The following is a 26,146-nucleotide window of genomic DNA, read 5'->3' on the forward strand; positions in this document are numbered from 1 at the left end:
GCCCTCGGTGGGCGGGGCTTAGGGGGCAGCCCCCAGCGGGCCGGGCCTGAGGGGCCAGCCCTCGGTGGGCGGGGACTTTGGGGGCCAAGCCCTCGGTGGGCGGGGCTTAGGGGGCAGCCCCCAGCGGGCCGGGCCTGAGGGGCCAGCCCTCGGTGGGCGGGGACTTTGGGGGCCAAGCCCTCGGTGGGCGGGGCGCCTGGGGGCAGCCCTCGGTGGGCGGGGGGCTTGGGGCCAGTCCCCGGTGGGCGGGGCCTTGGGGCCAGTCCCCGGTGGGCGGGGCCGTGGGGCTAGCCCCCGGCGAGCCGGGCCCGGGGGTCAGTCCTCGGTGGGTGGGGCCGTGCTGGCGCGGATGACCAGCTGGGTGGCCAGCTCGACCCTCGGGGACTCGATCTCCTCCCCCCGCGCCTGCCGCAACACCGTACGCGCGGCCAACTTCCCCATATCCGCCAGCGGTTGCCGCACAGTCGTCAGCGGGGGCGCCGACCAGCGGACCTCGGGAAGGTCGTCGAAGCCGACGATGCTCACGTCCTCCGGAACCCGCAGCCCCCGCCGCCGCAGCGCCTCGATCGCGCCCAGCGCCATCTGGTCGCTGGAGGCGAAGACGGCGGTGGGCGGGTCATCGGCGTCCATCAGCTGGTCGCAGCCGTGGAAACCGGACTCGTGGTAGAAGTCGCCCTGCACGACCAGCGCCTGGTCGAACGGCACCCCGGCCGCCTCCAGCGCCGCGCGGTGGCCGTCCAGCCGGGCCCGGCTGCACAGCAGCCGCGGCGGGCCGGCGATCAGGCCGATCCGGCGGTGGCCGAGGCTCAGCAGATGTTCGGTGGCGGCCATGCCGCCCGCCCAGTTGGTGGCGCCCACGGTGGGCGCGTCCAGCGCCGGGGAGCCGGCCGGGTCGACCACCACGATCGGCACGTTCAGCCGCCGCAACTCCTCGTGGACCACCGGCTCCAGTACGGACGTCACCAGGATCACCCCGTCCGAGGCACGGGCCCGCAGGTTCGTCAGCCACTGCCGGGCCGAGCCCGCGCGGCCGTGGATCGCCGAGACCACCGTGCCCACCCCGTCCTGGTGGGCGACGTCCTCCACGCCCCGGATGATCTCCACCGCCCAGGGGCTGTCCAGGTCGTTGAAGACCAGGTCCACCAGGGCGGCGCGGTCGCCGGGCGCGCTCTGGCGGCGGCGGTAGCCGTGGAGCCGCAGCAGGTCCTCGACCCGGGCCCGGGTCTCGGGCGAGACATCCGAACGGCCGTTGACCACCCGGGAGACCGTGGGCACCGACACCCCGGCCTCCTGGGCGATGGCCGTGATCGTCACCTTGGGCCGGGTGCCGCCCTCGGTGCCCCTGCTCTCCGTAGCCATTACCGCCTCCTCATTGACGGGAGCCACCCCCGCCTCTTGCTTCCCGGGGACGCGCCCTCGGAACCTTGCAGAAGTCTTCCGGAAAACCGGATCGGACGTGAAGAGACGAGAGAGGGACCGTCCTCATCAAGCCCCTGAGCTTACGCAGCGCCGCACCGCCCCCTCTATCGTCCCGGGCACCTCGCCGCCCGGAATCCCCTCTCCCCGGGGTGTAAGAAAGCGCGGCCCTCGACCACTGCATGGTGAGAGAGCCGAGATGAGGAGACGGCGTGACCGACGCCCAACGCTTTCGGGACCTTTACGAGGAGTGTCATCCCCGTGTGCTGGCCTACGCGACCTGCCTGGTGGGCCGGCAGGTCGGTGAGGACATCACCAGTGAGACCTTCACGGTCGCCTGGCGGCGGATGCGGGACATCCCCACGCCACCGCTGCCGTGGCTGCTCGGCGTGGCCCGCAATCTGACCCGCGAGCTGCGGCGCCGCGACGGCAGGCAGTACGCCCTGGCCGCTCAGGAGGCCCAGCGCGTCATCGCCTCCGGCGCCCAGGTCGAGGACGTGGCCGCGGGGGTGACCGAGCGCGCGGTGGCGCTGGAGGCCCTGGCGGGGCTGTCCGCCGCCGACCGGGAACTGCTGACGCTGGTCGCCTGGCACGGGCTCGGCCCGAGACAGGCGGCACGCGTCCTGGGCTGCTCCACCGCCACGTTCTCGGTGCGGCTGCACCGGGCCAGACGGCGGCTGGAGCGGGCCGTGGACGCGGCCGGACCCTCTCGCGACCCTCGTGACCCCCACGACCCTCGTGACCCCCACGACCCTCGCGACCCCCACGACCCCCGCCCGAAAGTGACACTGAAGGAGCACTGACATGGCACGCAAGCGGCCCGATGTCATGAAGACGTTGGCGGACGCCCGGCCCCCGGAGCTCGATCCGGCCCGCCTGGCCGGTTCGGAACGCGCCCGGCGTGATCTGATCACCATCCTGGCGAGCAGGTCCGACGCACCGGAATCCCGCCGGTCCGCCCGGCCGTTCACCTGGCGGTGGGCGCTGCCCGTCGCCGCGACGGCGGCCGCGGCCGGGGTGCTCGTCGCCACCCTGCCGGAGGGCGGCTCCGGCACCCGGGACGCCCGTGGCTCCCGCGCCACCGCGGGACCCACCACGGACGGCCCCCGGCGCACCGCCGAGAACGGCCGCCTGGCGCTGCTCAACGTGGCCGCCCGGGTGGATCGCACGGCGGACGAGGGCACGTACTGGCAGACGACCACGCGGTCGTCCTGGATCGGCGTCGCCTCCGCGGCCGAGTCGACCTTCGCGGTGGTCTCCGCCGAGACCTCGCGGTGGTCCTTCGGGGTGCGGCCCGGTACGCGGAGCCTGTGGGTCTCGGGGATCGACGCCACCACCGAGCCCCGCACCGCGCGCGACACGGCGCGCTGGCGCGCCGCAGGATCGCCGAAGGACCTGACGCTCGCCAACTCCGGGTCGGGCGGCAAGCTCGGTCTGCGGCTGGAGCCGGGGGCGAGGAAGCGTCCGACGGTGGACCGGATCAACAGCGGCGACAAGATCGCCGCCCTTGGCGCACGCAATGTGAGCTACGCGGAGCTGCGGAAACTCCCCGGCGACAGCGCGAAGCTGAAGAAGGTGCTGGCGGACCTGTACGAGGAGGACCGCGGAAGCGAGATCTCCGGCCGCACCGAGTGGATGTGGCGGCAGGCGGCCGGGCTGATCGGCCTCCCGGTCAGGACCGAGGTCCGGGCCGCCGCGTACCGCGTCATCGCGGATCTGCCGGGCATCCGGTCGCTCGGTGAGGTGACCGACCCGCTGGGCCGTAAGGGGGTCGGCTTCGCCCTGCCCGCGACCGCCCGGCCCGGCTACGGGACCGGGCGGTCGGAGCTGATCGTGAACCCGGCGACCGGGGCCCTGCTGTCCGAGCAGGAGGCGCTGACCAAGCCGGACGCGAAGGCCGCCGAGGCGGGGCTCACGGCGGGCACGGTGGTGAACTACACCGCCACGGTGGAGTCGGAGTGGAGCGACCGGCAGTTGAAGACCCCTGAGTGACCGGTCGGGGCGAGCTGTAAGACGAGCTGTAAGAACGGGCGGGCGGCGGCCATTTCCTTCTGAGAACCCTGAGAGCCCTGAGAAACCCACCCGAGCAGAAGGAACGTCATGGAGAGAACCGCACGACGGCCCGGAGCCCGCCGGACGCGGCTGCGCACAGCGTTCGCGGTGTGCGCGGTCGCACTCGGCACGCTCGCCACCCTCGGCACCCCCGCGAACGCCACGACCGGCACCGCGAAGGCCGCGCCCAGCGCCTCGTCCGACCGGGCGCCCCACGCCGACACCCCGTGGAAACTGCGGACGCCGCTGAGCGAGACCGCCTCGCGGGAGTTCTGGGACGTCGCCGCGACCGGCGCCAAGGACGCCTGGGCGGTGGGCCGCAGGACGGACGGCGCCGATGGGCCCGCCCCCCTGATCAGGCACTGGAACGGCAGCGCGTGGACGGACGTACCCGCCGCCTCCACCGACGGCAAGGCCGCCCAGCTGGAGAAGGTCGCCGCCGCCGCGCCCGACGACGCCTGGGCGGCCGGCACCCTGGCCGACGGCACCTCTGCGCCGATCGTGCTCCAGCACTGGGACGGCGCGAAGTGGACGAAGGTCGGCCACGCGGCCCCCGCGGAAGGGTCGCTGAGCTTCGTCGGCGACCTGGCCGCGTTCGGTAAGAAGGCGGCCTGGCTGACCAGTTTCGACTGGGACCCGAACGGCGGTACCCAGGTCTCCCGGCTGGAGCGCTGGACCGGCTCCGCGTGGCAGACGGTGTCCCTCCCCGCCGCCCCCGGCGGTGGCGAGGTACAGCCCTGGGACATCACCGGCACCGGCCCGGACGACGTATGGGTCACCGCGAGCGCCATGACCGGCGAGGTGTCCGTACCGCTGCTGTACCACTGGAACGGCAGTGGCTGGACGGTCCGCGAGGTGCCGGCCCCCGGCGAGCACCCGACCGGCTGGGTCGTCAACCACGCGGTGGCCACAGGCCGTAACTCGGTCTACGTCGTCGGGAAGACCAACGACCCGCAGTCGCCCACGGCCACCATGGCCGCCCGCTGGACCGGCGGCCGCTGGCAGTCGCTCCCCGCGCTCCCCGTCGGCGAGGCGAACGCCGCGGGCGCGGACGGCGCCGGACGGCCGTGGATCGCCGGCTGGGCCCCGGGCAACCCCCACTCCGTACTGGCCCGTTGGACCGGTACGCGGTGGGCGACCGAGGAGCTGCCCGCCGAGGTCACCGAGCACAGCGAGATGTCCACGGTGCTCGGCGTCGCGGGCGTCCCCGGGACGAAGGGCGTGCTCGCGGCGGGGACGGCCGGCTGCGCGAGCGACCCCGTCCAGTGCGGGGTGCTGGTCTCACGCGACCTGGGCTGACTCCGCGCCCGCGCCCGTGCCCGCGCCCGTGCCCGCCCGGGTGCGGGTCGCGTACGCCTGGACGACGACCCCCTCGTCGTCCAGGCAACGCCCCGTCTCCAGGTCGAAGCGCTGCTTCAGCAGCGGGGAGGCGACGAACGGCCGCCTGCCCGCCGAGCCCAGCAGCCCCCGGGAGAGGACATACGCCCCGGTGAACGGGTCGCGGTTGGCGATCGCGTACACGCGCCCCGAGCGGTCCAGGAAGACCGCCACCTGGGCGCCGTCCGGCAGCAGGGCGGCCACCCCGCGCCCGGGGGTGAGGTCGGTCAGCTCGCAGACGGTGAACCACCGCTGGTCGACGAGGAGTTCCACGCGGACCGCGGCCCGCTCGGCCGCCATGGGCGTCCTGGGAGTCATGGATGCCATGGTCATCGGCTGGCAGTCCCTTCGAGAGTACGGACGGGGAGGGTGGGCCCTGACAGGATCGTCAGGTCCGGCTTGACCTGGTCGCGCTCGGGCACGAACTTCACCGTCGGGTCGGGCGCGCCCGGCGCGTTGACGAAGGAGACGAAGCGCCGCAGCCGCTCGGGGTCGCCCAGGGTCTCGGCCCACTCGTCGCGGTAGCCGGTCACGTGGTCGGCCATCATCGCCTCGAGCTCGGCACCCAGCCCCAGCGAGTCCTCGACCACCACCTCGCGGACGTGGTCCAGGCCGCCCTCGATCCGCTCCAGCCAGGCCGAGGTGCGCTCCAGACGGTCCGCGGTGCGGATGTAGAACATCAGGAACCGGTCGATGAGCCGGATCAGCTCCTTGTCGTCCAGGTCCTGGGCGAGCAGATCGGCGTGGCGCGGGTCGGCCCCGCCGTTGCCGCCCACGTAGAGGTTCCAGCCGTTGGACGTGGCGATCACGCCGAAGTCCTTGCCGCGTGCCTCGGCGCATTCGCGGGCACAGCCGGAGACGGCCGACTTGAGCTTGTGCGGTGAGCGCAGCCCCCGGTAGCGCAGCTCCAGGTCGATGGCCATCCGGACCGAGTCCTGCACTCCGTAGCGGCACCAAGTCTGGCCCACGCACGACTTCACGGTGCGCAGCGCCTTGCCGTACGCGTGGCCCGACTCGAAACCGGCCTCCACCAGCCGCGCCCAGATCAGCGGGAGCTGGTCCACCCGGGCGCCGAAGAGGTCGATCCGCTGACCTCCGGTGATCTTCGTATAGAGGCCGAAGTCCCGGGCCACCTCGCCGATCACGATCAGCTTCTCCGGGGTGATCTCCCCGCCGGGGATCCGGGGGACGATCGAATACGACCCGTTGCGCTGGAGATTGGCCAGGAAGTGGTCGTTGGTGTCCTGGAGGGCCGCCTGCTCGCCGTCCAGCACATAGCCGCTCGCGCCCAGGGTGGGGGCCAGCGAGGCGATGATCGAGGCCACGGCGGGCTTGCACACCTCACAGCCGTCGCCCTCCCGGGCCTCCGCCCGGCCGTGGCTGTCCAGCAGCTGGGCGTAGGTGGTGATGCGCAGGGTGCGGACGACCTCGTACAGCTCGGCGCGGGTGTACGCGAAGCAGCCGCACAGCCCCTTGTCCACGCTGACCCCGCTCGCCTCCAGCTCGTCGTTGACGAGCGAGGTGAGCGCCTTGACGCAGCTGCCGCAGCCGGTGCCCGCCTTGGTGCACTTCTTCACCTCCGGGACGGAGGTGCACTGGTGGTCGGTGACGGCCGAACGGATCGCGCCCTTGGTGACGTTGTGGCAGTTGCAGATGACCGCCTCGTCCGGCAGCGCGGAGGGGCCGAGGGCGGCGGGTGCGCCGAGCCCCGCCGGGAGGACGAGCTGTTCGGGGCTTATGGGCGGCACCGAGCCGGTGAGGGGGCGCAGCATGCCGTACGACTCGGCGTCGCCGACCAGCACCCCGCCGAGGAGGGCGCCGTCGGCGCCCACCACGAGCTTCTTGTAGACGCCGGTACGGGAGTCGGAGTAGACGACGTCCAGACAGCCGTCGGCGGTGCCGTGGGCGTCGCCGAAGCTGGCCACGTCGACGCCGAGGAGCTTGAGCTTGGTGGAGGTGTCGGCGCCGGTGAAGCGGTGGGTGGTGGCGTCGGTCGCGATGGCGTCCGCGGCCACCTCGGCCATCTCATAACCGGGCGCGACCAGCCCGTACACCCGGCCGTCGGCGGCCAGCGCGCACTCGCCGATCGCGTACACCGTGGGGTCGCTGGTGCGGCACGTCTCGTCCACCGCGATGCCGCCGCGCTCGCCGACGTCCAGGCCGCAGTCGCGGGCGAGTTGATCGCGGGGGCGCACGCCCGCCGAGAAGATGACGAGGTCGGTGTCGATGGACGAGCCGTCGGACAGCGTCATGGCGGTGACCGCGCCGTCGCCGTCCGCCGTGATCTCCTTACCGCCGACGCCGGTGTGCACGATCAGGCCCATCTCCTCGACCGTGCGGCGCAGCGCGGCGCCGCCGCCCTCGTCCACCTGGATGGCCATCAGGCGCGGGTTGAACTCCACGATGTGGGTGGTGAGCCCGAGCCCCTTGAGCGCACCGGCGGCCTCGAGGCCGAGCAGCCCGCCGCCGACGACGACGCCGGACGAGCGGTTTGTGGCGTACTCCTCGATCGCGAGGAGATCCTCGACGGTCCGGTAGACGAAGCAGCCGTCGCTGTCCTTGCCGGGCACGGGCGGGACGAACGGGTACGAGCCGGTGGCCAGCACGAGCGTGTCGTAGGCGACGGTCAGCCCGGACTGGGCGGTCACGGTGCGGGCGTCGCGGTCGATGACCTGGGCCGGGTCGTTCAGGCGCATCTCGATGCCGTGCCGCGCCATGAAGCCGTCCTCGACGAGGGAGAGCTCGTCCGGGGTGCGTCCGGAGAAGTACGAGGTCAGCTGGACGCGGTCATAGGCGGGGCGGGGCTCCTCGCAGAACACGACGACGCGGGCGGTCTCCGTGACCTTCCGTTCGGCCAGCGCTTCGAGAAACCGCTGGCCGACCATGCCGTGGCCGATGAGCACGATGGTGGGTGCGGCGTTTTCGGCGTTTTCGGCTTTTCGGGAGTTCGATGCGCTCATCGTCAGGACCCTCCATCGTTGGTCAGCAGGTGGAGCAAGGGGGTGGCGGGGAGCGGCTCGTCGCTCTCCCAGGTACGGGCGAGCGCGCCGACGGTGCCGAGATCGCCGAGAAGAATGCCCCCGAGCAGGCGGTCACCGCGGACCACGACTTTGCGGTAGGTGTTGCGGGTGGCGTCGGTCAGGTGAATGACGTCGTCGCCGGGGGCGGGGGTGGGGTTGCCGAAGGCAGCGAGGTCGAGGGGGCCGGGGGTGGTATGCGCCTCGGGCGTTGCGGTGGTGGCTGCGAGGGCTGAGCCGGGCGTTGCGGTGAGCGTGAGGCGGGTGAGCGTACGGGTGCCGTGGTACCGGGGCAGGGTCTCGTCGCCGGATGCGGCCCGGTGGCCGGGTTGTGCCCACCCGTCCCTCCCCCAGCTACCGCTGGGAGGTGCCCCCTCCGCGGAACGATTGCCCACAACCTGGTCCCCAGGTGCGGGGTCCGGGGCGGAGCCCTGGTGGGGGGCTGGGGGGCGGAGCCCCTTAGTTTCGGGGAGGGGCGGGGTGGGGGAGAGCAGGCCCGCCAGCACGTCCGCCTGCTCCTGCGCCGCGCCCGCCAGGCCATACACAACCCCCGCGTGCTCCGCGCAGTCGCCGATCGCGAACACCCGCGGATCACTCGTCCGCAGCTCATCGTCGATCACGACCCCCCGCGCCACCTCCAGCCCAGCGGCCCGCGCCAGCCCCACCCGTGGCCGGACGCCGCACGCCAGCACGACCAGGTCCGCCTCCAGGGCGTAGCCGTCGGCCAGTTCGACGGCGTTCACAAGGCGCCGGCCGTCCATCGCGCGCGTGCGCAGGCCGCGCACGCGGCACTCCGTGTGGATCTCCACGCCCAGCGCCGCCATATGCCGTCGCAGGACCCCCGACGCGCCCGGGTCCAGCTGGCGCTCCATCAGGTGCTCGCCCTGCTGTGCCAGGACCACCTGGGCGCCGCGCTGGGCCAGCGCACGCGCGGCGGAGACGCCGAGGAGTCCGCCGCCGATGACGACGGCCCGCGCCCCGGGGCGTACGGCGGCACCGAGGGCCAGGCAGTCGTCCATGGTGCGGAAGGCGTGGACGCCGTCCGGAAGCTCGTGGCCGTCCGGTTCGAAGAGGCCGCGCAGCGGCGGCAGCACCGGGTTGGAGCCGGTGGCCAGCACCAGCGCGTCGTACGGCACGCGGCGGCCGTCGTCGCACACCACCTCCGCCGTGGGGCGGTCGACGCGCACCACCCGCACCCCGCTGAGCCGCCGCACCCCGGCGGCGGGGGCGGGGAGCGCGATGACCTCGGGGGCGTACCGCCCGGCGAGCACCTCGGCGAGCAGCACCCGGTTGTACGCGGGGTGCGGCTCCTCGCCGATGATCGTGACCTCGACGGCGCACGAGCCCGGGCCCGCGCCGCGCACAGCCAGCTGCTGCGCCAGCCGCGTACCCGCCATGCCGCCGCCGACGATCACCACCCGGCGGCTCGGGCTCATCGGCTCCCTGTACGACTCCATGCCAGGAAGCCTGCGGGGTGCCTGTTACCCGACCGCATCCCCACCGTTTCCCGTAGGCAACGCTGCCCTCAGCGCACCTCGTCAGCCGTTGTGAGGCACCCCGCGCGCCCCCAGCCGGATGGGCAGCCGCCGCGGGCTGTTGCCGACGAAGCTGGGGTGAGGGACCAGTTCCTCGTCGGGGACCGCCAGATCCAGCGCGGGGAAGCGGGTGAAGAGGCCCTCGAGGGCGATCACGGCCTCCATGCGGGCCAGCGGGGCGCCCAGGCAGAAGTGGGCGCCGTGGCCGAAGGACAGATGGCGCGCGCCCCGGGTGACGTCGAAGCGGCCGGCGTCCGGGCCGTACGCCCGCTCGTCGCGCCCGGCGGCGGTGTACGAGATGAGCACGGGCGCGCCCTTCGGGATGACCGCGTCCCCGACCGGGAGGTCCCTCGTGGTGTAGCGGAACGGGAAGAAGGACACCGGGCTGTCGTACCGCAGCGTCTCCTCGACCACATCGCCCCAGCTCGCGGCCCCGGACCGGACCAGATCCAGCTGATCGCGGTGGTTGCACAGCGCCCGTACCGCGTTGGTGATCAGATTGAGCGTGGTCTCGTGACCGGCGATGATCGTCAGCATCAGCGTGCCGATCAGCTCCTCCTCGCTGAGCCGGTCGCCGTCCTCCTCACGGGCCGCGATCAGCGCGCTGGTCAGATCGTCCCCGGGGTCCTTGAGCCGGGCGGCGGCCACCTGGCCGAGGATCGCCACCATCTCGCGGTTGGCGGCCGGGACCCGGTCGGGCGAGGTCTGGGTGGAGACGATCTCGTTGGACAGCTCGTGCAGCCGGTCCTGGTAGTGGTCGTCCACGCCCAGCAGCCGGCAGATCACGCTCATCGGCAGCGGCAGCGCGAAGTGGCGGCGCAGATCGGCCACCCCGTCCGGATCGGCCGCGGCGGCGTCGCCCAGCCGCTCCAGCAGCGTGCCGGTCAGCTCGTGGACCACCGGACGCAGCGCCTCCACCCGGCGCGGGGTGAACGCCCGGGTCACCAGGGACCGCAGCCGCTTGTGGTCCTCGCCATCCGCCGTGATCATGCCGCGTACGGTGGCGAAGGTCCGCATCGGCCAGCCGGGCGGGAGCTCGTCGTTCTGGAGCGCGGCGAAGTGGCAGGCGTTCTTGGCCACGTCGGGGTGGGTGACGAACTCCTTCAGCTCCTCGTGCCGGGTGATGGCGTACGCCGGTACGTCACCGGGCAGCAGGACCGGGACCGCGGCCCCGCGGGCGCGCAGCTCTTCGTTCACCGCGTGCTGGCGCGCCCCGGTGGGGTCCAGGCGGTGCGGTGCGGCGGGGTCGGCGTGCGACACGGGGCATCGGCCGTCGGTCATCTGGTGTCTCCTGCGGGGGAATCGGGGGTCGGGGCCGGTCAGTCGGGGGTCGGGGCCGCCGAGTCCGGGGTCCGGGCCGAAGCCGACTCCGAACCCGAACCTGAAGCCGGCCCCGAACCCGACGCCGCGGCATCGGCGGCCAGCTGCGGCGCGGAGAACCGCACCGGCAGCTTGGCCAGGCCCTTGGACCACGGCGAGGTGATCCACGGAAGCTGCTCCTCCGGCACCGCGATCTCCATATCGGGCAGCCGGTGGCGCAGCGTGTCCACGGCGGTCCGGGTGATCAGCCGGGCCGGATCCCGCGCCGGGCAGCCGTGCGGGCCCGCCCCGAAGGCGAGGTACGAGCGGTTGCCGACCACCGGACGCCCGTCCTCGGGCAGCACCTCAGGGTCCGCGTTGGCGCCCGCGAGGCCCAGGATGAGCATGTCCCCGGCGCGGATGTCCTGGCCGCCGAAGCGCAGATCGCGGGTGGCGTAGCGGCCGGGGAAGTTCTGGGTGGGCGGCTGGCGCCACAGCACCAGGTCCAGCGCGTCGTCCACGGTGAGGTGGCCACGGGCCAGCGAGGAGCGGAACGCGGGGTCGGTGAGCAGGATCTGGAGCGTGGAGGCGATCCAGTTCACGGTGGTGTTGTTGCCCGCGACGATGATCACTACGAGGTTGTGCAGCACCTCCTCGTCGCTCAGCCCGACGGGGTGCTCCAGCAGCCAGGACGTCAGATCCGCGCCCGGCCGCCGCTTCTTCCCGGCGATCAGCTGGAGCAGGATCTGGCCCATCCGCTTGTTGGCGCCGGTGGCGGCCACGGTCGGGGCGACGATCGTGGTGAGCGTCTCGACCAGCCGGGCCCCGTTCTCCTCGTCGAGGCCCAGCAGTTCGGTGACGACCTGGAGCGGCAGGAGGCGCGCGTACTGCTCGACCAGATCCGCCGCGTGCTGGTCGGCGAACCCGGCGACCAGCCGCTCCGCGGTGGCCCGCACCCTGCGGATCAGCTCATGGCCGTTGACCCGCCCCAGCGCGTCGGCCACCGCCGAGCGCATCCGGCGGTGCGCCGCGCCATCGGCGAACAGCAGCGCCGGGCGCCAGCCCACCAGCGGCATCAGCGGCGAGTCGGCCGCCACCCGGCCCTCGCGCAGCGGGGTCCAGCGGCGCGGGTCATGCGAGAAGTACTGCTCGTCGCGGGTGAGATGGAGCAGCTCACGGTGGCCGATGACCAGCCATGCCTCGACCCGGGGCGCGATCTCCACCGGGACCACCGGACCGTGGACGCGCCGCATCCGCTCGTACAGGTCGGTGAGCGGACCGTCGAGCGCGGTCCCGTACAGCGGCACCCGGGAGGCGGCCCTGGCGGTCATGACGCCTCCGTGAGCGTCTCGATGAGATGCGAGACGAGCGAGATCAGCGCCTGCACCGAGGACTTGTGCTCGCGGGCGTCACAGATGACCAGCGGGGTGTGCGGGAGCAGATCGAGCGCGGAGCGCAGATCGTCCTCGTTGTGCGGAGTGCTGTCCGGGAAGGCGTTGACGGCGACGGAGAACGGCACATCCAGGTCCTCCAGATGCCCGATCGCGTCGAAGGACGCCTCCAGATCGCGGGTGTCGACCAGCGCGAGCGCGCCCAGCGCACCGCGCGCCAGGTCCTTCCAGGCGGGGAGGAACCGCTGCTGGCCGGGGGTGCCGAAGAGGTACAGGACCAGCTCGCCGCCCAGGGTGATCCGCCCGAAGTCCAGCGCGACGGTGGTGGTGGTCTTCGACGGCCGCACCTTGGTGTCGAGCCGGGCCCCGGCCTGGCTCATGGTCGCCTCGGTGGAGAGCGGCTTGATCTCCGACACCGTGCCGATCAGCGTGGTCTTGCCGACGCCCATCGGGCCGACCACGAGGATCTTGGCCGCCCCGGCCACGCTGGACTCCACGTACATGACGGGGGTGTCGTCCATGTCATCCATGTCGTCCGTATCGCCCGTCTCGTCCGTCTCGCCTGTCTCGTTGGTGTGGTCTGTGCGGGTCGTGCGGTCCGCGTGGCCCGGGTGGGCCGTGTGGGCCGTGTGGTCGGTCCTGGTTGTGCCGTCCGTACCGGCCATCGAGATCTCAGAGCTTGCTCTCAAGCCCATCGAGCACCTTCCTCAGCAAGTCCAAATCGGCACGTTTTCGCTTGGCCACTCGGATCGGCGGACGCGCCACGATGTGCCCCCAGTCGATGAGATCCGCAAGCAGCACCTGCACCACGGCCGGTGGCTGACCGAGATGGGCGGCGACCTCCGCCACCGACAGCAGCCCCTGGCAGAAGTCGGCGATCCGCCGGTACTCGGGCTGGAGATGCGGCGGCAGCGCGCTCCCGGACGCCACGACGAGCGTTTCCAGCGGCAGAGCATCCCGTGAGGAACCGGCGCGTCCCCTTGTGATCACATAGGGGCGCACCGCGGCCGTGGTGCGTTCCTCGCCGGGTCGGCTCATGACGTCGGGCGGCCCATCGGCTCCCGCGGCTGGCTGCTCAGATGGGCACCGATCTTCGCGACCAGTAACTGCATCTGCTGAGCCACCAGGCCGACATCCGCATCCGTGTCGGTGGCCACCCCGAGCGAGGCGCCCTGACCGGCCGAGGTGAACAGCACGAACCCGCTGTCGGACTCGATCATCAGCTGCCGCACCCCGGCCTCGTCGCCGAACAGCAGCGACACCGTGGATTGGCTGGTGACCGTCAGCGCGGCACAGGCGGCGGCCAGCGACTCGGCCTCGTCCACCCCGAGCCGGGAGACCTCGCCGGTCAGCCCCTCGGCGGAGTCGTGGCCCATGCGCAGACCGTCCTCCGAGACGACGACGGCATGGCGCACCCCGGGAATCCCGGTCAGCGGACGCAGCATCCATCCAACGTCGGGCAACCTGGATATGGTTCCGGCCACTACCGGCCTCCCTCTCGGTCTTCTCGGTCCGGACTCGATTCATCGTCGGGCGGTACGGCCTCCGCCTCCGCTTCCGCGCGCCCGCGGCGGGTGCCGGAGACGACGCTGGTGATGGAGGCGCGGGCGGCCTCGGGGGTCCAGGGGGCGGCCGCGGGCGGCGGGGTGGGTGCGGCGCGGGCCGGAGCGGTGGTGAGGTCAACCGTGCCGGCCGCGTCAACCGCGTCGGCTCCACCGGCCCCATCGGTCCCACCGGCTCCACCAGTCCCACCGGCCACGTCGGTGGTGGAGGCGGCCCGGGCAGCCGGGGCGGCTCCGGAGGCCGGGCGGCGGCGGTTGCGGCGCCGGGGCAGCCCGGTGCCGGGGGACGCGGGGGCGTCGGGCGCGCCGGGGACGCCGGGGATGTCGGGGACGTCGTCCACGGACACGCCGTTCAGCAGGCGGCCTCCGGCGGGGTCCGCGGCGGCCGGGCCGAGCCCCGCGCCGCCCGCGTCCTGGTTCACCTTGCCGACGACCACGGGTTCCACGACCACCGGCCTGTGGTCCGCCGCCCGTACGGCGCTCGTCTGCTCGGTCAGCAGCCGGTGCGGTACGAAGACCACCACCCGCGTGCCGCCGTACGCCGACGCCGTGGACAGCTCGACGCCGAAGCCCAGCTCCCGCGACCAGCGCCCCACACAGGCGAGCCCCAGCCGGGGCACCGCGCCCAGCTGGGCCAGGTCGAGACCGTCCCGCAGCTGGCCCACGGCCTTCTCCAGCACGTCCGGCGGCATCCCGAGCCCCGCGTCGTCGATCTCGATGACCGCGCCCGCCGCGACCTCGCGGATGGCGACCGCGACCTGGGTGCGGGAGGGGGAGAAGACGGTGGCGTTCTCCAGGAGTTCGGCCACCGCGTGCATCAGGCCCTCCACGGCGGGGGCCACCGCGTAGAGGGTCTGCCCGCCGTGGACGTCCACCCGGCCGAACTCCACGATGCGCGACTGCGCACCCCGCACACAGTCGAAGAGCGACACCGGCCGGGTCTCCCGCCGCGCGGGCCAGATCCCGCACATCACCAGCAGCGTCTGGGCCTTACGGGTCATCTGGGCGGCGGCGTGGTCCGCCTTCATGACCTCGCCCATCAGCGCGGCGTCCTCGACATACTGCTCCAGGCCGTCGAGAACCTGCTGCTGCACCATCGACATGGCGTGCATATTGCGGGCCACGGACTCGAACGAGGCCTGTACGGAGTCGCGCAGGATCCGCTCCCGGCGCGCCGCCTCGTCCAGATCGGTCTGTACGGCGGCCAGCCGGGCGACTTCCTCGCCGCGCTCGGCCGCCAGCGCCCGCGCCTCGGCCGCATTGGCTCGTTCCCGCTCGGAAACGGCTCGTTCTCGCTCGGTCGCCCTACGCGCGTCCGCCAGCGCGCGGCGAAGTCTGACCACCCAGGTGAGGCACAGTGATAACACCAGTACCAGCACCGCGGACGCGGCCAGCACGACGGCCCCCGTCCCCGACAGCACCTTTGACACCTCCATCTGGGACACGGCCAAGAAAGGGCAGATACTACTGACCAACTGATCAGTCTGGTCCGGTAGTTGCCAAACTCTCACGACTGGGAAGCCGTGTCCGCACCGGGGTCGGGGTTCGGCTATGCCGCCCGGGGCAGGCGCAACAGCAGGCGAGCCCCGCCCCGCGGGCTGGTGAGCACCGTAAGGGTGCCGCCGTGGGCGTGAGCGATGTCATTGGCGATGGCGAGGCCGAGACCGGTGCCGCCGTCCTGGCGGGCCCGGGCGTCATCCAGCCGGGTGAACCGCTCGAAAACGCGCTCGCGGTCGCTTTCCGGGATGCCGGGGCCGTCGTCGTCCACGGCCAGTTCGACCATGCCGCCGCGGACCGCCACGGTGATCGAGACGGTGGTACGGGTGTGACGGCGGGCGTTGTCGGCGAGGTTGGTCAGCAGCCGGGACAGCTGTACCCGGCTGCCCGTCACGACGGCGGCCTCCTGACCCCCGGCCTTCGTGAGCTGGTCCCCGGCCGTCGTGGGCTGATTCATCGTCACCGCGTCCGGGTGTCGCCGCACCTCCTCGGCCGCCAGCGCGCCGAGGTCCACCGCCGCTTTGGGCGGCGCCTCCTGCGCGTCGAGCCGGGCGAGCAGCAGCAGATCGGAGGCGACGGCCTGAAGCCGGTCGGTGTCCCGCAGCGCCTTGTGCACGGCGGCCGGCCAGTCGGTGCGCGACGGGCGGGCCAGGACCAGCTCGAGCTGGGCGCGTACGGCCGTGATGGGGCTGCGCAGCTCGTGCGAGGCGTCGGCCACGAACTGCCGCTGCCGGGTCATGGCCCGGTGCAGCCGGTCCAGCGTGGCGTTCATGGTCCGGGCCAGCCGGTGGATCTCGTCCCGCGCCCGGGGCACCGGCACCCGGCGGTGCAGATCGCGCTCGGTGATCTCGGTGAACTCCTGCCGCATCGCGGCGACCGGGCGCAGCGCGCGGCCCACCAGCAGCCAGGTGAGCCCCGCGACGAACAGCACCAGACCGGCGGCCGCGGGCGCGGCCTGGCGCAGCAGCAGCCCGGTGGCGCTGTCGAGGGAGGTGGTCGAGGGGCTCACCGTCACGCTGTACGGCTGCCCGGCCTCGACCGGCTCGGTGGGTTCGGCGGGGGGCGTCGAGAGCCCGGCCGACCCGTGTGGGGCGGCGTCCGTCGGGGTCACGGGGGTGACCGTCCGGCCGGCGGCGTCCTTGATCGTCACCGCGCCGGGGGCGACGACCAGGGCCCGCTGCGGCATGGCCCGGGTCTTCCCCAGCTGGCCCTTGATCGCCACGGCGGCGTTCCTGGCGTCCAGGTCGGCGCTGGCACGGAGGTTGTGCTGGAGGGCGAGCACCAGCGCCAGCATGCACAGCGCGATCGCGAAGGCCACGGTTCCGGCGGCCGCCAGCACGGCCTTGGCCCGCACGCTCAATCCGGAGGTCAGGCGCGGGCGGTGGGCCCGTGTGCCCTCCGGCTCCCGCTGCCCGTGCGCCGTGTGTTCCGCGTCCGCGACGCGTTCCGCGCCCGCTGTGTGCTGCCCCACTGTCTCACCCTCCGTCGCGGGCCAGCAGATAGCCCGCGCCCCGTATCGTGCGGATCGACCGCCGTCCGTACGGCACATCGATCTTCCGGCGCAGACTGCGGATGTAGACCTCGACGAGATTGGCCCCGCCGTCGTACGCGGCGTCCCACACGCTCTGCACGATCTCGGACTTGGAGACCACCTGCCCGGCGCGCCGGGCGAGGTACTCCAGCACGGCGAACTCCTTGGCCGTGAGCGTGACCTCGTCCGTCCCGCGCGCGCAGGCCAGCGCCGCGGGCTCCAGCCGCAGATCGCCCAGCTCCAGCACCTCGGGCCGGTCCAGCCCGCCGCGCCGTACCAGGGCGCGCACCCGGGCGATCAGGACGACGAAGGAGAACGGCTTGGTCAGATAGTCGTCCGCGCCCACGTCCAGCCCATCGGCCTCGTCGTACTCGCCGTCCTTGGCGGTGAGCATCAGGATCGGTGTCCAGTCGCCCTCTTCGCGCAGCCGCGAGCACAGCTGATAGCCGGAGCACCCGGGGAGCATCACATCCAGCACGATCGCCGCGTACTCGCCGGACCGGGCGAGCGCCAGGCCGCTCAGCCCGTCCGCCGCCGTCTCGATGGTGAAACCCTCCTGCTCCAGGCCCTCGGTGAGCAGCTCGCGGAGCCGGGCGTCATCTTCCACCACCAGTATGCGCACGCGGTCAGGATGGCACGGGCAAGCTGAGGCCCCGCTGAAACCGGCACCGGTTTCAGCGGGGCCTCAGGTGCTTCAGCGAGGACTCAGCATCGGTGCGCAACGGTGAGTGCGCCGACGGATCAAGGGTTCTTCGGCAGCCAGTGCAACCCCCTGAGCGAAGGAGAGCTGTGCCCATGTCCCGTACCCTGCCCCGTTCCACGGCCGCGAAGCGGCGCGGTGTCGTGCTCGCCGTGGCGGCCGGCGCCCTGGCGCTGGGGGCCACGGCCCCCGCCTCGGCCTCGGCGTCCCCGTCCTCCTCGGCTTCGGCCTCCGCCGCCAAGGGGAAGACGTCCCACGGCCCGGCCCTCTGCGTGATCCGGTCCGACGACGACAGCGCCACGCCGACCACGCCGACCAAGCCGGGCAAGCCGACCAAGCCGGGCAAGGTGGTTGACCATGCCAAGACGGTCAAGCTGACCGAGGCGGGCAAGGTCACCGGTAAGAAGGCCATCGCGGCGTCGAAGGACCGCCACGGGCGCGACGACACCTGCGTCGTCATCCCCGCCTTCCCGACCCATCCCGGGAAGACCTGCAAGGTCGTGGTGATCAAGCGTGGCTCCGGGAAGACGGACTCCGTCCCCGCGCTCCCCGCGAAGCCGGGCAAGCCCACCACACCCGCCAAGCCCGGGAAGCCGGTGCCCACCAAGCCCGGTAAGCCGGGGAAGCCGGGCAAGACCTGCGTGATCGTCCTGCCCAAGGACGCGGTCCGGCCCGCCAAGCCGTCCGCGGACGCGAAGACCACGGCGGTCAAGGCGACCCGCGCGACCCGCTCCTGACCCACCGGCCGGCCACGTGGGGGGCCGGCCGTCAAAGGGCCCGGCGCGCACGGCGCGCCGGGCCCTTTCGCGCGCCGTGAGACCGTGTCAGCGCCCGGGAAGCGTAGGACGAGCGAAGGCGTTCACACGGCATGTCGATCATTCACAAGACCACGATGAGCCCGACCAAGCTGGAGCTCCTCACCCCGTGGCTGCCCCGGCAGCCGTGGTACGCCGCCGCGCGGCGCCCGCCGGAGCTGTCCAGGGTCGGCGGTTTCCGGCTCGACGACCCGGAGGGCGAGGTGGGGATCGAGTTCATGGTGGTCCGGGACGACGCCGGTGACCGGCCCGCCTGGTACCACGTACCGATGACGTACCGCGCGGCGCCGCTCGAGGGAGCCGAGCGGGCCCTCATCGGCACGACCGAGCACGGGGTGCTGGGGCAGCGGTGGATCTACGACGGGCCGTATGACCCGGTGCTGGTGGTCCAGTTGATCGCGCTCCTCCAGGGCCGTGCCGAACCGCAGGCGCAGAGCCAATCCCACACCCCGGACCCCTCCGTCACCGCCGAGGTGACCGGATCCGGGTTCGACATCCCGGCCGGGGCCGCGGGGGCTCCGGCCGTCGCGAACGGCCCGGACGGCACCCGTCTGCTGCTGGGCGATGGGGGTCCCGCCCTCCAGGTGACGCGCGTGCTGCGGCCGGAGTCCGGTGCGGAGTCCGGTGCGGAGTCCACCGGGGCCCGGGGCCATGTCAGCGCGGGCTGGCGGCTGTCGGAGGGCGGCGAGGCCCGCGGCCGGTACGTCGTGCTGTACGACGGCGACACGGCGTCCTGACACCTCGAACACCCCGCACCGGGCCGATAGGTCCAATGAATTGACGCCATGAAGGCGAAGTGGGGCGATTCCGTGTGCGCTGTATTGACGTGTTCCGCTCATAGATCCTACCTTTCCCGGGGCCACCACTCCACGAGTTCCAGCAGGGTTCCAGCAAGGTTCCGCAGGGAGGGACATGTCGGAGTACGTACGCTCACGCATCCGGACCGTCCGCGAGGCCCGTAAGACGGCCCCGAGAGCCGCCGCCGTCGCGGCCGTCTTGGCCACCCTCGCCACCCTCGGCGCCGCCTTCGGCGGCACCGCCGACGCCGTCGCGCGCGGGCCCCGCCCCACCGCCGACGTCTATGTCGCGCCCGACGGCGACGACCGCGCGCCCGGCACCCGTACCGCCCCCGTCCGCACCCCCGAGCGCGCCCGCGACCTCGTACGGAAGCGCGTCCCGCACCAAAGCGCCGACCTTACGGTGCACCTCGCGCCGGGCACGTACCGCCTCGACCGCCCGCTCGTCCTCGACTCCCGTGACTCCGGGGGCAATGGCCACCGCGTCATCTGGCAGGGCGGCAGGGGCACCGTGTTCAGCGGTGGGCGGGCGGTCCGGGGCTGGCGGCCGGTCAAGGGCGGCGCCGGGCTGTGGTCGGCGCCCGCGCCCGCCGGGCTGGACAACACCCGGCAGCTGTATGTGAACGGCGTCCGCGCCCAGCGGGCGCGCGGGCCGATCCCGGTCACCCTCACCGCCACCGCCACCGGTTACGCCGCGTCCGCCGACACCCTCGCCCGTTGGCGCAACCCGTCGGACATCGAGTTCGTCTACCCCAGTGGTGAGGCGCTGTGGAACATCCAGCAGTACGGACTCGGCCCGTGGACCGAACCGCGCTGCCCCATCGGCTCGATGACCGGCACCACCGTCACCATGGCCCAGCCGTGCTGGGACAACTCCACCAGGCGCGTGGAGTTCCCCGACATCCCCGGCCGCAGCATCAACATGGTCGGCCCCGCCAAGCTCACCGGCGGCGCGCTGCCCGGCTATGTCGAGAACGCCTTCGAGGTCCTGGACCAGCCCGGGGAGTGGTACCTCGACCGGCACACCCGCACCGTCTACTACCGCCCGCGCTCCGGCGAGAACCCGCGCACCGCCGACGTGGAGGCGCCGGTCCTGGAGAAGCTGGTCGACGGGCGCGGCACCGGGCGCGCGCCGCTGCGCGACATCGCCCTGCGCGGGATCGAGTTCTCGTACGCCACCTGGCTCACCCCCTCCTCGCCCGAGGGCTTCTCCGAGGTGCAGGCGGGCTATACGGTGACCGGCCCGGAGGGCTGGAAGACGCAGGGGCTGTGCGAGTACACCCCGGGCGGCACCTGCCCGTACGCCTCCTGGACCAAGATGCCCGGCAACGTGGCCATCAGCCACGGCCGTGACATCGAGTTCTCCGACGACTCCTTCACCCACCTCGGCGCGGCCGGGCTCGAACTCGGCACCGGGACGAAGAACGCGACCGTACGCGGCAATGTCTTCACCGACATCTCCGGCAACGGCATGGAGATCGGCGGGGTGGACGCCCCACAGCCGGGCAGCGACGCCGACCTCACCCGCGCCGTGTCGGTGACCAACAACCACCTCTACGCGCTGCCCCGCGAGTACCACGGCGGCGTCGCCATCCTCAACGGCTACACCCGCGACAACACCATCGCCCACAACCAGATCGACCACGTCGCCTACTCGGCGATCTCGATGGGCTGGGGCGGCTGGCCCGACAAGATCCGCAAACCGGCCACCGCCAATGTCTCCCGCGACAACAGGGTGGCCGACAACCTCATCTTCGACTACATGCAGGCGCTCGACGACGGCGCCGGCGTCTACACCCAGGGCCTCACCGGAAGCTCCCTCGACAACGGCGAGAAGATCACCGGCAATGTCATCCACGACGGGTGGGGGCTGGGCCGGACCGTCTACACCGACAACGGCTGCACCTACGTGACGGTCGAGGGCAACGTCCTCTACGGCGCTCAGGCCAACGTCCTCAGCGCCCACGTCGACTACCGCGACGACCTCGGCAACAACGACCCGACCCGCATCGTCGGCAACTACTGGGAGCAGGGCGACCCCGACCGGGACGACAAGGGCGTGGTGACCAGCGGCAACCACATTCTGGCCGACCCGTCCGAGGCACCGGCCGACATCGTGGCCGGAGCCGGTCTCGAACCCCGCTACCGGGGGCTGCTCGGCCGCACGTTCGCCGCCGACTCCGTGCCCGAAGCGCCCACCCGGGTGGGGGACTTCGCGGCGGACGGTTCGGTGTACGTCACGTGGAACCCGTCGTACGTCGAGGGCGGCGACCCCGTCACGTCGTACACGGTGACCGCTTCCACGGTGACCGCTTCGGGCGGTTCGCGGTCCGTCTCCACCACCATCCGGGCCGCCGACTTCAAGCGCACCGCCTACGCGATCGTCCGCGGGCTCGACAACGGGACCCCGTACACGGTCACCGTCACCGCCCGCAACAAGGCCGGTGTGAGCGAGGTGTCCCTCCCCGCGGCCCCCGTGACCCCCACCGCCGACGGCCCCGGCACCCTGCCCGGCGCCCCCACCGGGGTCAAGGCCAACGCCGATGCCACGGCCGCGACGGTGTCCTGGACGCCGCCCAAGGCCACGGGGGACACGCCCGTCATCGGCTACCGGATCACCGGCTCGGACGGCCGCGTGACCACCGTGACCGGCCGCGACGTCCTGGTCGCCCAGCCCCGGGCCAAGGGGATGCTGCGGGTGATCGGCAACCTGCGCCCGGCCACGGCGTACACCTTCTCGATCGCGGCCCTGACCGCCACGGGCACCGGTCCGTCGGTGGAGGTGTCCGTCAGGACTGCGAAGGGTTAAGGGGGCGAAAGCTCAAATCCTGCTCTGAAACGGCACTCATCGGGGTTCATCACCGTTCGAAGCGACAAAACTGACGGTAGTTGAGCAGTTTGGCTGGAAACGGTTGGACGGGGGCATTCCGATGTGTGCCATGACCAGACGCCTGGACCTCTATGACATCGCCTATCTGGTGGGCGGGCGGCCGTGGGTGATCCAGACCCTCCTGATAACGCTCCAGGAGCGGGATGTGATCACCCTCCGGCGCTCCCGGATCCGCGCCACGGTGGGGGAGGGGGTGGGGCGTGCGGGGGCCGAGCGTCCGGGTGCCGAGCACTCGCAGGCGGAGCGTCCGGTGGCCGGGCACCCGGTCGAGCACCCGGGGGCCGCGCACCCAGGGGCCGCGCAGCCGGTCGAGCACCCGGAGGTCAGGCACCCGGTCGAGCGTGCGCTCATCGCGCTGTGCCCGCGTTCGAAGCCGGTGGACCGTGTGGTCCCCGCGCTGCTCGACGGACCCGAGCTGGCGGAAATCCGGCGCCGGCTCACCGACGAGGGCCTGCTCACCCGTCTCCGGGGCCGCCCCACCCGCATGGGCAGGCGCCGCGTGGAAGCGGCCGTCCGGGAGGGGGCGCTGCCCTCGTACGTCTTCTACGGCCCCGTCGTCGTCCCGGAACCCGCCCGACGCAGGGCCGTCAGCGACGCGATACCCATCCCGACCGGCGACCCGGCCTACTGGAACCGGGACCTCCTCATCGCCTACGACCCCGAGTACGTGGACCAGGAGTCGTTCTACACCGCGCACGAGTGGGCCGACGACCGCGGCGGAAGCCATGGCGGCGACCACGGGGCCCATGGCGGCGACCACGGGGCCCATGGCGCCGACTACGGCGGGAGCCACGGCGGCGACTATGGCGGCGGCCACCACTCCTGCGGCGGCGGAGGAGGCGGTGGCGGCAGCAGCGACTAGGGGCCGCCCACCGGCCGTCCACAGGGGCTGCTGGGCTCGTCGTCAGGCGGTGGCCGCGTTCTCGTAAGGCGTGGGACAGCCATGCGTCGCGGTCACGGCCGTCAGCAGCACCACCGAGTCCTCCAGCGCCCGCAACCCGTGCCGTTCGTGCGGCAACTCCTGCACCTGGCCCGCGATGAGATCCAGCCGGTCACCGCCGCCGGTCAGCCGTACATGCCCGTGCAGCACCTGGAGACTGGCCGCCGGGGGAGCGTTGTGCTCGTCGAGCTCACAGCCGGAGACCATGGCGATCACGCTCTGCCGCAGCGGGCCGTCATGCAGGAACAGATGTGCGCTGCGCCCGTGCGGATCGGCCTTGGCCTGGTCCAGATGGTGGCGCGCGAGCGTGGTGAGGTCATCCATGAGTGCCCCTCGATCGGTCCGGTCTGATCGTTGGCGGGTTCCCTCAATCCTCACCGGCTAGCGTGGTGGGCGCCAGTTCACAGCCGCCCCGCGCAACCGCGCCGTGCAACCACCCCGCGAACCGCCCCGTGGAGAGAGGTACCGCAGCAGTGGCCGACTACCTGACCGTACTGACCACCACCGACACCCCCGAGAAGGCCGAGGCGCTGGCCCGTGGGGCGATCGAGGCCCGGCTGGCGGCCTGTGCGCAGATCAGCCAGCCCGTGACATCCGTGTACCGGTGGGAGGGGGAGGTCGAGACGGCGGCCGAGTGGCAGGTGCTGTTCAAGACCACCGCCGCGCGCTACGACGAGCTGGAGGCGCATATCCGCGAGGCGCACGACTACGAGACCCCCGAGGTCATCGCGACGCCCATCGTGAACGGCAGCGAGGACTACCTGGCGTGGGTGGTGTCGGAGACGACCATCGGCTGACCGGCTGACGCCGATCCTTCCCCACCCCGCCCCTTCCCGCAGCACCGATATGCGGCTCCGCCGTGTGGCAGGGGCTCCGCCGTGTGGCAGGGGCTTCGCCGTGTGGCAGGGGCTTCGCCGTGTGGCAGGGGCTCCGCCGTGTGGCAGGGGCTCCGCCGCGTGGCAGGGGCTCCGCCCCAGCCCCCTGGACCCCCGGGGGCTGGGGCGGAGCCTCGCCTTCCAGCCCCTCCGGCGCTTGAGGAGCGGGGTCTGGGGCGGAGCCCCAGTTTCGGGAAGGGGCGGGGAGGGGGAAGCACCGATATGCGGCTCCGCCGCGTGGCCCGCCGCAGGCGGCACGATCCACCGCACACCCCTGGGCGAGAGCCGGGGCACCCGCTCAACGCGAGCCCGAGCCTGAGCCCGAGCCCGCGCCCCGCTCAACGCGAGCCCGCACCCGCACCCGAGCCCACACCCCGACCCGCCAGCGCCTCCTCAACCCCCCGCTCCCGCGGCCCCAAAAACCGCGGATCCGGCTCGAACGCCGCATCCAGCGCCGCCTTGCCCGCCGCCACAACCTCCCGCGTGCCACCGAAGTACCAGGTCACATCGTGCGGCTCGTCGACCGCGACCCCGTACGCGTCGATCCCCGCCGCCCCGCACAGCGCCAGCGCCCGGCGGACATGGAACCCCTGGCTCACCAGCACCGCCTTGTGCACCCCGAAGACCCGCCGGGCCCGGGCGCAGGAGTCCCAGGTGTCGAACCCCGCGAAGTCGCTCACGATCCGCCGGTCCGGGACCCCGCGCTTGACGAGATACGCGCGCATCGCGTCCGGCTCGTCGTAGTCATGGCGGCTGTTGTCCCCCGTGACCAGCAGCGCGTGGACCCTGCCCGCCTTGTAGAGCCGTACGGCGGCGTCCAGCCGGTGCGCCAGATACGGCGACGGCTCCCCGTTCCACAGCCCCGCCCCGAAGACCACCCCGACCGGGGCCGAGGGCACATCGGCGACCGTATGGATCCGGTCGTCCGTGCTCAGCCGCAGCCAGGTCGCGGGGAGCAGAGCCAGTACGCAGACGAGGACACCCCCCTGCACCAGCCACCGCCACCCCCGCCGCGTCCGCGGCAACCGCAACCGCAACCGCCCCCGCACCCACCCCGGCATGCGCTCCCCTCCCGCCTTACCCCCGCCTTACCGATCCGGTCGCGCTGTGGGACGTCGAGGAGGGGAGCGGCGGTTGCCTCACCCGGCCCAGGTGACGCGTACCACGGCGATCAGCTGCTGGCTGGGCACCGGCAGGAAGTACCCTCCACGCATCACTCACGCACCGATCTCCGCGCCCGCAGTCCGCAGGATGCGGCCGATCTCGCTCGCCGCCGCGCGAGCCTCTTCCGGGTCGGCCAGCGGATCCGCAGCCAGTTGCTCACAGGCGTGGAAGCGAGCGGCGCGTTCCTGAGTGCACCGCTGGCGACGCCGAGCCCATCGATCGGTGCGGGGCTGCCGCCCGGATAGGGTGAGTGACCTCCCCGTCAGCGAAAACCAGCAGGTGATCCCCGTCATGCCCCCGATCCCCACCGCAGAGCTCCATCTCCATATCGAGGGCACCCTGGAGCCCGATCTGGCCTTCGCGCTCGCCGGGCGCAACGGGGTCGAGCTGCCGTTCGCCACCGAGGAGGAGCTGCGGGCCGCGTACTCCTTCGGCGACCTCCAGGACTTCCTGGACCTCTACTACGCGCTGATGACCGTGTTGCGCACCGAGGACGACTTCGCCGACCTCACCCACGCGTATCTGGCCCGCGCCCGTGCGCAGGGCGTGCGGCATGCGGAGATCTTCTTCGACCCGCAGGCGCACACCGCGCGCGGTGTGGAGATCGACACGGTCATCCGTGGCATCGGCCGCGCGCTGGACGCCGCGCCGCGCGCGTACGGCATCACCACGCGCCTGATCATGTGCTTCCTGCGCGACGAGAGCGCCGAGTCGGCCCTGGCCACCTTCGAGGCGGCCCGGCCGCATCTGGACCGGATCGCCGCCGTCGGCCTGGACTCGGCGGAGGTCGGAAACCCGCCGTCGAAGTTCCGCGAGGTGTACGCGCTGGCGCGGCAGGCCGGGCTGAAGTGCGTCGCGCACGCGGGGGAGGAGGGACCGCCCGCGTATGTGTGGGAGGCGCTGGACGTCCTCGGCGTGGACCGCGTCGACCACGGGGTGCGGAGCCTGGAGGACGAGGCGCTGGTGGCCCGGCTGGTCGCGGACCGCACCCCGCTGACCGTCTGCCCCCTGTCGAACGTCCGGCTGCGCGTCGTGGACCGCCTCGAGGACCATCCGCTGCCCGCGATGCTGGACGCCGGTCTGCTGGTGACGGTCAACTCCGACGACCCCGCCTACTTCGGCGGCTACGTGGGCGACAACTACACCGCCGTACGGGACGCGCTCGGCCTCGACGAGGCCACCCTGCGCACCCTGGCCCGCAACTCCTTCCAGGCCGCCTTCCTCGACGAGGAGACGCGGGCGGCGTACCTGAAGGAGGTCGAGAGCTGGAGCCGGGGCTGAGCGGAGG

Annotated in this window: 23 protein-coding genes; 9 read left to right on the forward strand and 14 right to left on the reverse strand. The window is 72.8% G+C overall.

Features of this window, described 5'->3' with window-relative positions; genetic code table 11:
- Nucleotides 1–315 precede the first annotated feature (315 nt).
- Entirely contained in the window at nucleotides 316–1,359 is a 1,044-nt protein-coding gene (locus ACT2CW_RS48165) for a LacI family DNA-binding transcriptional regulator (RefSeq protein WP_445521173.1), read from the reverse strand.
- Between the two features lie 269 nt (nucleotides 1,360–1,628).
- On the opposite strand from ACT2CW_RS48165, the gene ACT2CW_RS48170 reads away from it, so the two are divergent.
- The 3 genes from ACT2CW_RS48170 (at nucleotide 1,629) to ACT2CW_RS48180 (ending at nucleotide 4,767) form a co-directional block, all read left to right on the forward strand.
- Entirely contained in the window at nucleotides 1,629–2,219 is a 591-nt protein-coding gene (locus tag ACT2CW_RS48170) for an RNA polymerase sigma factor (RefSeq protein ID WP_445521174.1), read from the forward strand.
- A gap of 1 nt (nucleotide 2,220) precedes the next feature.
- A complete protein-coding gene (locus ACT2CW_RS48175; RefSeq protein ID WP_445521175.1) occupies nucleotides 2,221–3,408 on the forward strand; it encodes a CU044_5270 family protein in 1,188 nt (395 codons plus the stop codon).
- 108 nt (nucleotides 3,409–3,516) lie between these two features.
- Entirely contained in the window at nucleotides 3,517–4,767 is a 1,251-nt protein-coding gene (locus ACT2CW_RS48180; protein ID WP_445521176.1) for a hypothetical protein, read from the forward strand.
- Here ACT2CW_RS48180 and nirD read toward each other — a convergent pair.
- The 11 genes from nirD to ACT2CW_RS48235 form a co-directional block, all read right to left on the reverse strand.
- The gene (gene nirD / locus ACT2CW_RS48185) at nucleotides 4,750–5,145 is read right to left on the reverse strand and encodes a nitrite reductase small subunit NirD (RefSeq protein ID WP_445521215.1); all 396 of its coding nucleotides are present in this window, start codon (nucleotides 5,143–5,145) and stop codon (nucleotides 4,750–4,752) included. The two genes, ACT2CW_RS48180 and nirD, sit on opposite strands and share 18 nt — an antisense overlap.
- 29 nt (nucleotides 5,146–5,174) lie before the next feature.
- Nucleotides 5,175–7,805, reverse strand: coding sequence for a nitrite reductase large subunit NirB (nirB, locus tag ACT2CW_RS48190; RefSeq protein ID WP_445521177.1), 2,631 nt, complete (start codon nucleotides 7,803–7,805; stop codon nucleotides 5,175–5,177).
- A 2-nt stretch (nucleotides 7,806–7,807) separates the two neighbouring features.
- Nucleotides 7,808–9,319 (reverse strand): NAD(P)/FAD-dependent oxidoreductase, encoded by a 1,512-nt coding sequence (locus ACT2CW_RS48195; protein ID WP_445521178.1) that lies wholly within the window; start codon nucleotides 9,317–9,319, stop codon nucleotides 7,808–7,810.
- Between the two features lie 81 nt (nucleotides 9,320–9,400).
- Nucleotides 9,401–10,678, reverse strand: coding sequence for a cytochrome P450 family protein (locus tag ACT2CW_RS48200; protein WP_164436145.1), 1,278 nt, complete (start codon nucleotides 10,676–10,678; stop codon nucleotides 9,401–9,403).
- Nucleotides 10,679–10,716: 38 nt separating this feature from the next.
- Nucleotides 10,717–12,027 (reverse strand): cytochrome P450, encoded by a 1,311-nt coding sequence (locus ACT2CW_RS48205; protein WP_445521179.1) that lies wholly within the window; start codon nucleotides 12,025–12,027, stop codon nucleotides 10,717–10,719.
- Nucleotides 12,024–12,776 carry a GTP-binding protein gene (locus ACT2CW_RS48210; protein WP_445521180.1) on the reverse strand — a complete coding sequence of 251 codons (753 nt, stop codon included), beginning with the start codon at nucleotides 12,774–12,776 and terminating at the stop codon, nucleotides 12,024–12,026. Before ACT2CW_RS48210 ends, ACT2CW_RS48205 begins: the two co-directional genes overlap by 4 nt.
- A complete protein-coding gene (locus tag ACT2CW_RS48215) occupies nucleotides 12,760–13,125 on the reverse strand; it encodes a DUF742 domain-containing protein (RefSeq protein ID WP_086886137.1) in 366 nt (121 codons plus the stop codon). Before ACT2CW_RS48215 ends, ACT2CW_RS48210 begins: the two co-directional genes overlap by 17 nt.
- Nucleotides 13,122–13,571: a roadblock/LC7 domain-containing protein gene (locus ACT2CW_RS48220; RefSeq protein WP_037946193.1), complete on the reverse strand. Its 450-nt coding sequence runs from the start codon at nucleotides 13,569–13,571 to the stop codon at nucleotides 13,122–13,124. Before ACT2CW_RS48220 ends, ACT2CW_RS48215 begins: the two co-directional genes overlap by 4 nt.
- Entirely contained in the window at nucleotides 13,571–15,070 is a 1,500-nt protein-coding gene (locus ACT2CW_RS48225; RefSeq protein ID WP_445521216.1) for an ATP-binding protein, read from the reverse strand. Before ACT2CW_RS48225 ends, ACT2CW_RS48220 begins: the two co-directional genes overlap by 1 nt.
- A 128-nt stretch (nucleotides 15,071–15,198) precedes the next feature.
- Nucleotides 15,199–16,617 carry an ATP-binding protein gene (locus ACT2CW_RS48230; RefSeq protein WP_445521181.1) on the reverse strand — a complete coding sequence of 473 codons (1,419 nt, stop codon included), beginning with the start codon at nucleotides 16,615–16,617 and terminating at the stop codon, nucleotides 15,199–15,201.
- Nucleotides 16,618–16,621: 4 nt separating this feature from the next.
- Entirely contained in the window at nucleotides 16,622–17,299 is a 678-nt protein-coding gene (locus ACT2CW_RS48235) for a response regulator transcription factor (protein ID WP_020871501.1), read from the reverse strand.
- A gap of 173 nt (nucleotides 17,300–17,472) precedes the next feature.
- On the opposite strand from ACT2CW_RS48235, the gene ACT2CW_RS48240 reads away from it, so the two are divergent.
- From ACT2CW_RS48240 to ACT2CW_RS48255, 4 genes are all read left to right on the forward strand, one after another.
- Nucleotides 17,473–18,114, forward strand: coding sequence for a hypothetical protein (locus ACT2CW_RS48240; RefSeq protein WP_445521182.1), 642 nt, complete (start codon nucleotides 17,473–17,475; stop codon nucleotides 18,112–18,114).
- 131 nt (nucleotides 18,115–18,245) lie between these two features.
- Nucleotides 18,246–18,929: a maltokinase N-terminal cap-like domain-containing protein gene (locus ACT2CW_RS48245; RefSeq protein ID WP_445521183.1), complete on the forward strand. Its 684-nt coding sequence runs from the start codon at nucleotides 18,246–18,248 to the stop codon at nucleotides 18,927–18,929.
- 175 nt (nucleotides 18,930–19,104) lie between these two features.
- On the forward strand, nucleotides 19,105–21,798 hold the full coding sequence (locus ACT2CW_RS48250; protein ID WP_445521184.1) for a fibronectin type III domain-containing protein: 2,694 nt from the start codon (nucleotides 19,105–19,107) through the stop codon (nucleotides 21,796–21,798).
- 130 nt (nucleotides 21,799–21,928) lie between these two features.
- The gene (locus tag ACT2CW_RS48255; protein WP_445521185.1) at nucleotides 21,929–22,741 is read left to right on the forward strand and encodes a hypothetical protein; all 813 of its coding nucleotides are present in this window, start codon (nucleotides 21,929–21,931) and stop codon (nucleotides 22,739–22,741) included.
- A 42-nt stretch (nucleotides 22,742–22,783) separates the two neighbouring features.
- Here the strand turns inward: ACT2CW_RS48255 and ACT2CW_RS48260 are convergent, their stop codons facing one another.
- Nucleotides 22,784–23,143 (reverse strand): cupin, encoded by a 360-nt coding sequence (locus ACT2CW_RS48260; RefSeq protein ID WP_037946203.1) that lies wholly within the window; start codon nucleotides 23,141–23,143, stop codon nucleotides 22,784–22,786.
- A 149-nt stretch (nucleotides 23,144–23,292) separates the two neighbouring features.
- On the opposite strand from ACT2CW_RS48260, the gene cutA reads away from it, so the two are divergent.
- Complete coding sequence (cutA, locus tag ACT2CW_RS48265; protein WP_020871507.1) at nucleotides 23,293–23,616, forward strand: divalent-cation tolerance protein CutA; 324 nt, start codon at nucleotides 23,293–23,295, stop codon at nucleotides 23,614–23,616.
- 416 nt (nucleotides 23,617–24,032) lie between these two features.
- Here cutA and ACT2CW_RS48270 read toward each other — a convergent pair whose 3' ends face one another.
- A complete protein-coding gene (locus ACT2CW_RS48270) occupies nucleotides 24,033–24,755 on the reverse strand; it encodes a SanA/YdcF family protein (protein WP_445521186.1) in 723 nt (240 codons plus the stop codon).
- Between the two features lie 394 nt (nucleotides 24,756–25,149).
- On the opposite strand from ACT2CW_RS48270, the gene ACT2CW_RS48275 reads away from it, so the two are divergent.
- The gene (locus ACT2CW_RS48275; RefSeq protein WP_445521187.1) at nucleotides 25,150–26,139 is read left to right on the forward strand and encodes an adenosine deaminase; all 990 of its coding nucleotides are present in this window, start codon (nucleotides 25,150–25,152) and stop codon (nucleotides 26,137–26,139) included.
- Nucleotides 26,140–26,146 lie beyond the last annotated feature (7 nt).

Source organism: Streptomyces sp. NEAU-174, from assembly GCF_052665095.1.

Bases quoted from the DNA above. Each gene is read 5' to 3' on its own strand.
- ACT2CW_RS48165 (WP_445521173.1), bottom strand. From the start codon at position 1,359: ATGGCTACGGAGAGCAGGGGCACCGAGGGCGGCACCCGGCCCAAGGTG.
- ACT2CW_RS48175 (WP_445521175.1), top strand. From the start codon at position 2,221: ATGGCACGCAAGCGGCCCGATGTCATGAAGACGTTGGCGGACGCCCGG.
- ACT2CW_RS48180 (WP_445521176.1), top strand. From the start codon at position 3,517: ATGGAGAGAACCGCACGACGGCCCGGAGCCCGCCGGACGCGGCTGCGC.
- nirD (WP_445521215.1), bottom strand. From the start codon at position 5,145: ATGGCGGCCGAGCGGGCCGCGGTCCGCGTGGAACTCCTCGTCGACCAG.
- nirB (WP_445521177.1), bottom strand. From the start codon at position 7,805: ATGAGCGCATCGAACTCCCGAAAAGCCGAAAACGCCGAAAACGCCGCA.
- ACT2CW_RS48195 (WP_445521178.1), bottom strand. From the start codon at position 9,319: ATGGAGTCGTACAGGGAGCCGATGAGCCCGAGCCGCCGGGTGGTGATC.
- ACT2CW_RS48200 (WP_164436145.1), bottom strand. From the start codon at position 10,678: ATGACCGACGGCCGATGCCCCGTGTCGCACGCCGACCCCGCCGCACCG.
- ACT2CW_RS48205 (WP_445521179.1), bottom strand. From the start codon at position 12,027: ATGACCGCCAGGGCCGCCTCCCGGGTGCCGCTGTACGGGACCGCGCTC.
- ACT2CW_RS48215 (WP_086886137.1), bottom strand. From the start codon at position 13,125: ATGAGCCGACCCGGCGAGGAACGCACCACGGCCGCGGTGCGCCCCTAT.
- ACT2CW_RS48240 (WP_445521182.1), top strand. From the start codon at position 17,473: ATGTCCCGTACCCTGCCCCGTTCCACGGCCGCGAAGCGGCGCGGTGTC.
- ACT2CW_RS48245 (WP_445521183.1), top strand. From the start codon at position 18,246: ATGTCGATCATTCACAAGACCACGATGAGCCCGACCAAGCTGGAGCTC.
- ACT2CW_RS48250 (WP_445521184.1), top strand. From the start codon at position 19,105: ATGTCGGAGTACGTACGCTCACGCATCCGGACCGTCCGCGAGGCCCGT.
- ACT2CW_RS48255 (WP_445521185.1), top strand. From the start codon at position 21,929: ATGACCAGACGCCTGGACCTCTATGACATCGCCTATCTGGTGGGCGGG.
- ACT2CW_RS48260 (WP_037946203.1), bottom strand. From the start codon at position 23,143: ATGGATGACCTCACCACGCTCGCGCGCCACCATCTGGACCAGGCCAAG.
- ACT2CW_RS48270 (WP_445521186.1), bottom strand. From the start codon at position 24,755: ATGCCGGGGTGGGTGCGGGGGCGGTTGCGGTTGCGGTTGCCGCGGACG.
- ACT2CW_RS48275 (WP_445521187.1), top strand. From the start codon at position 25,150: ATGCCCCCGATCCCCACCGCAGAGCTCCATCTCCATATCGAGGGCACC.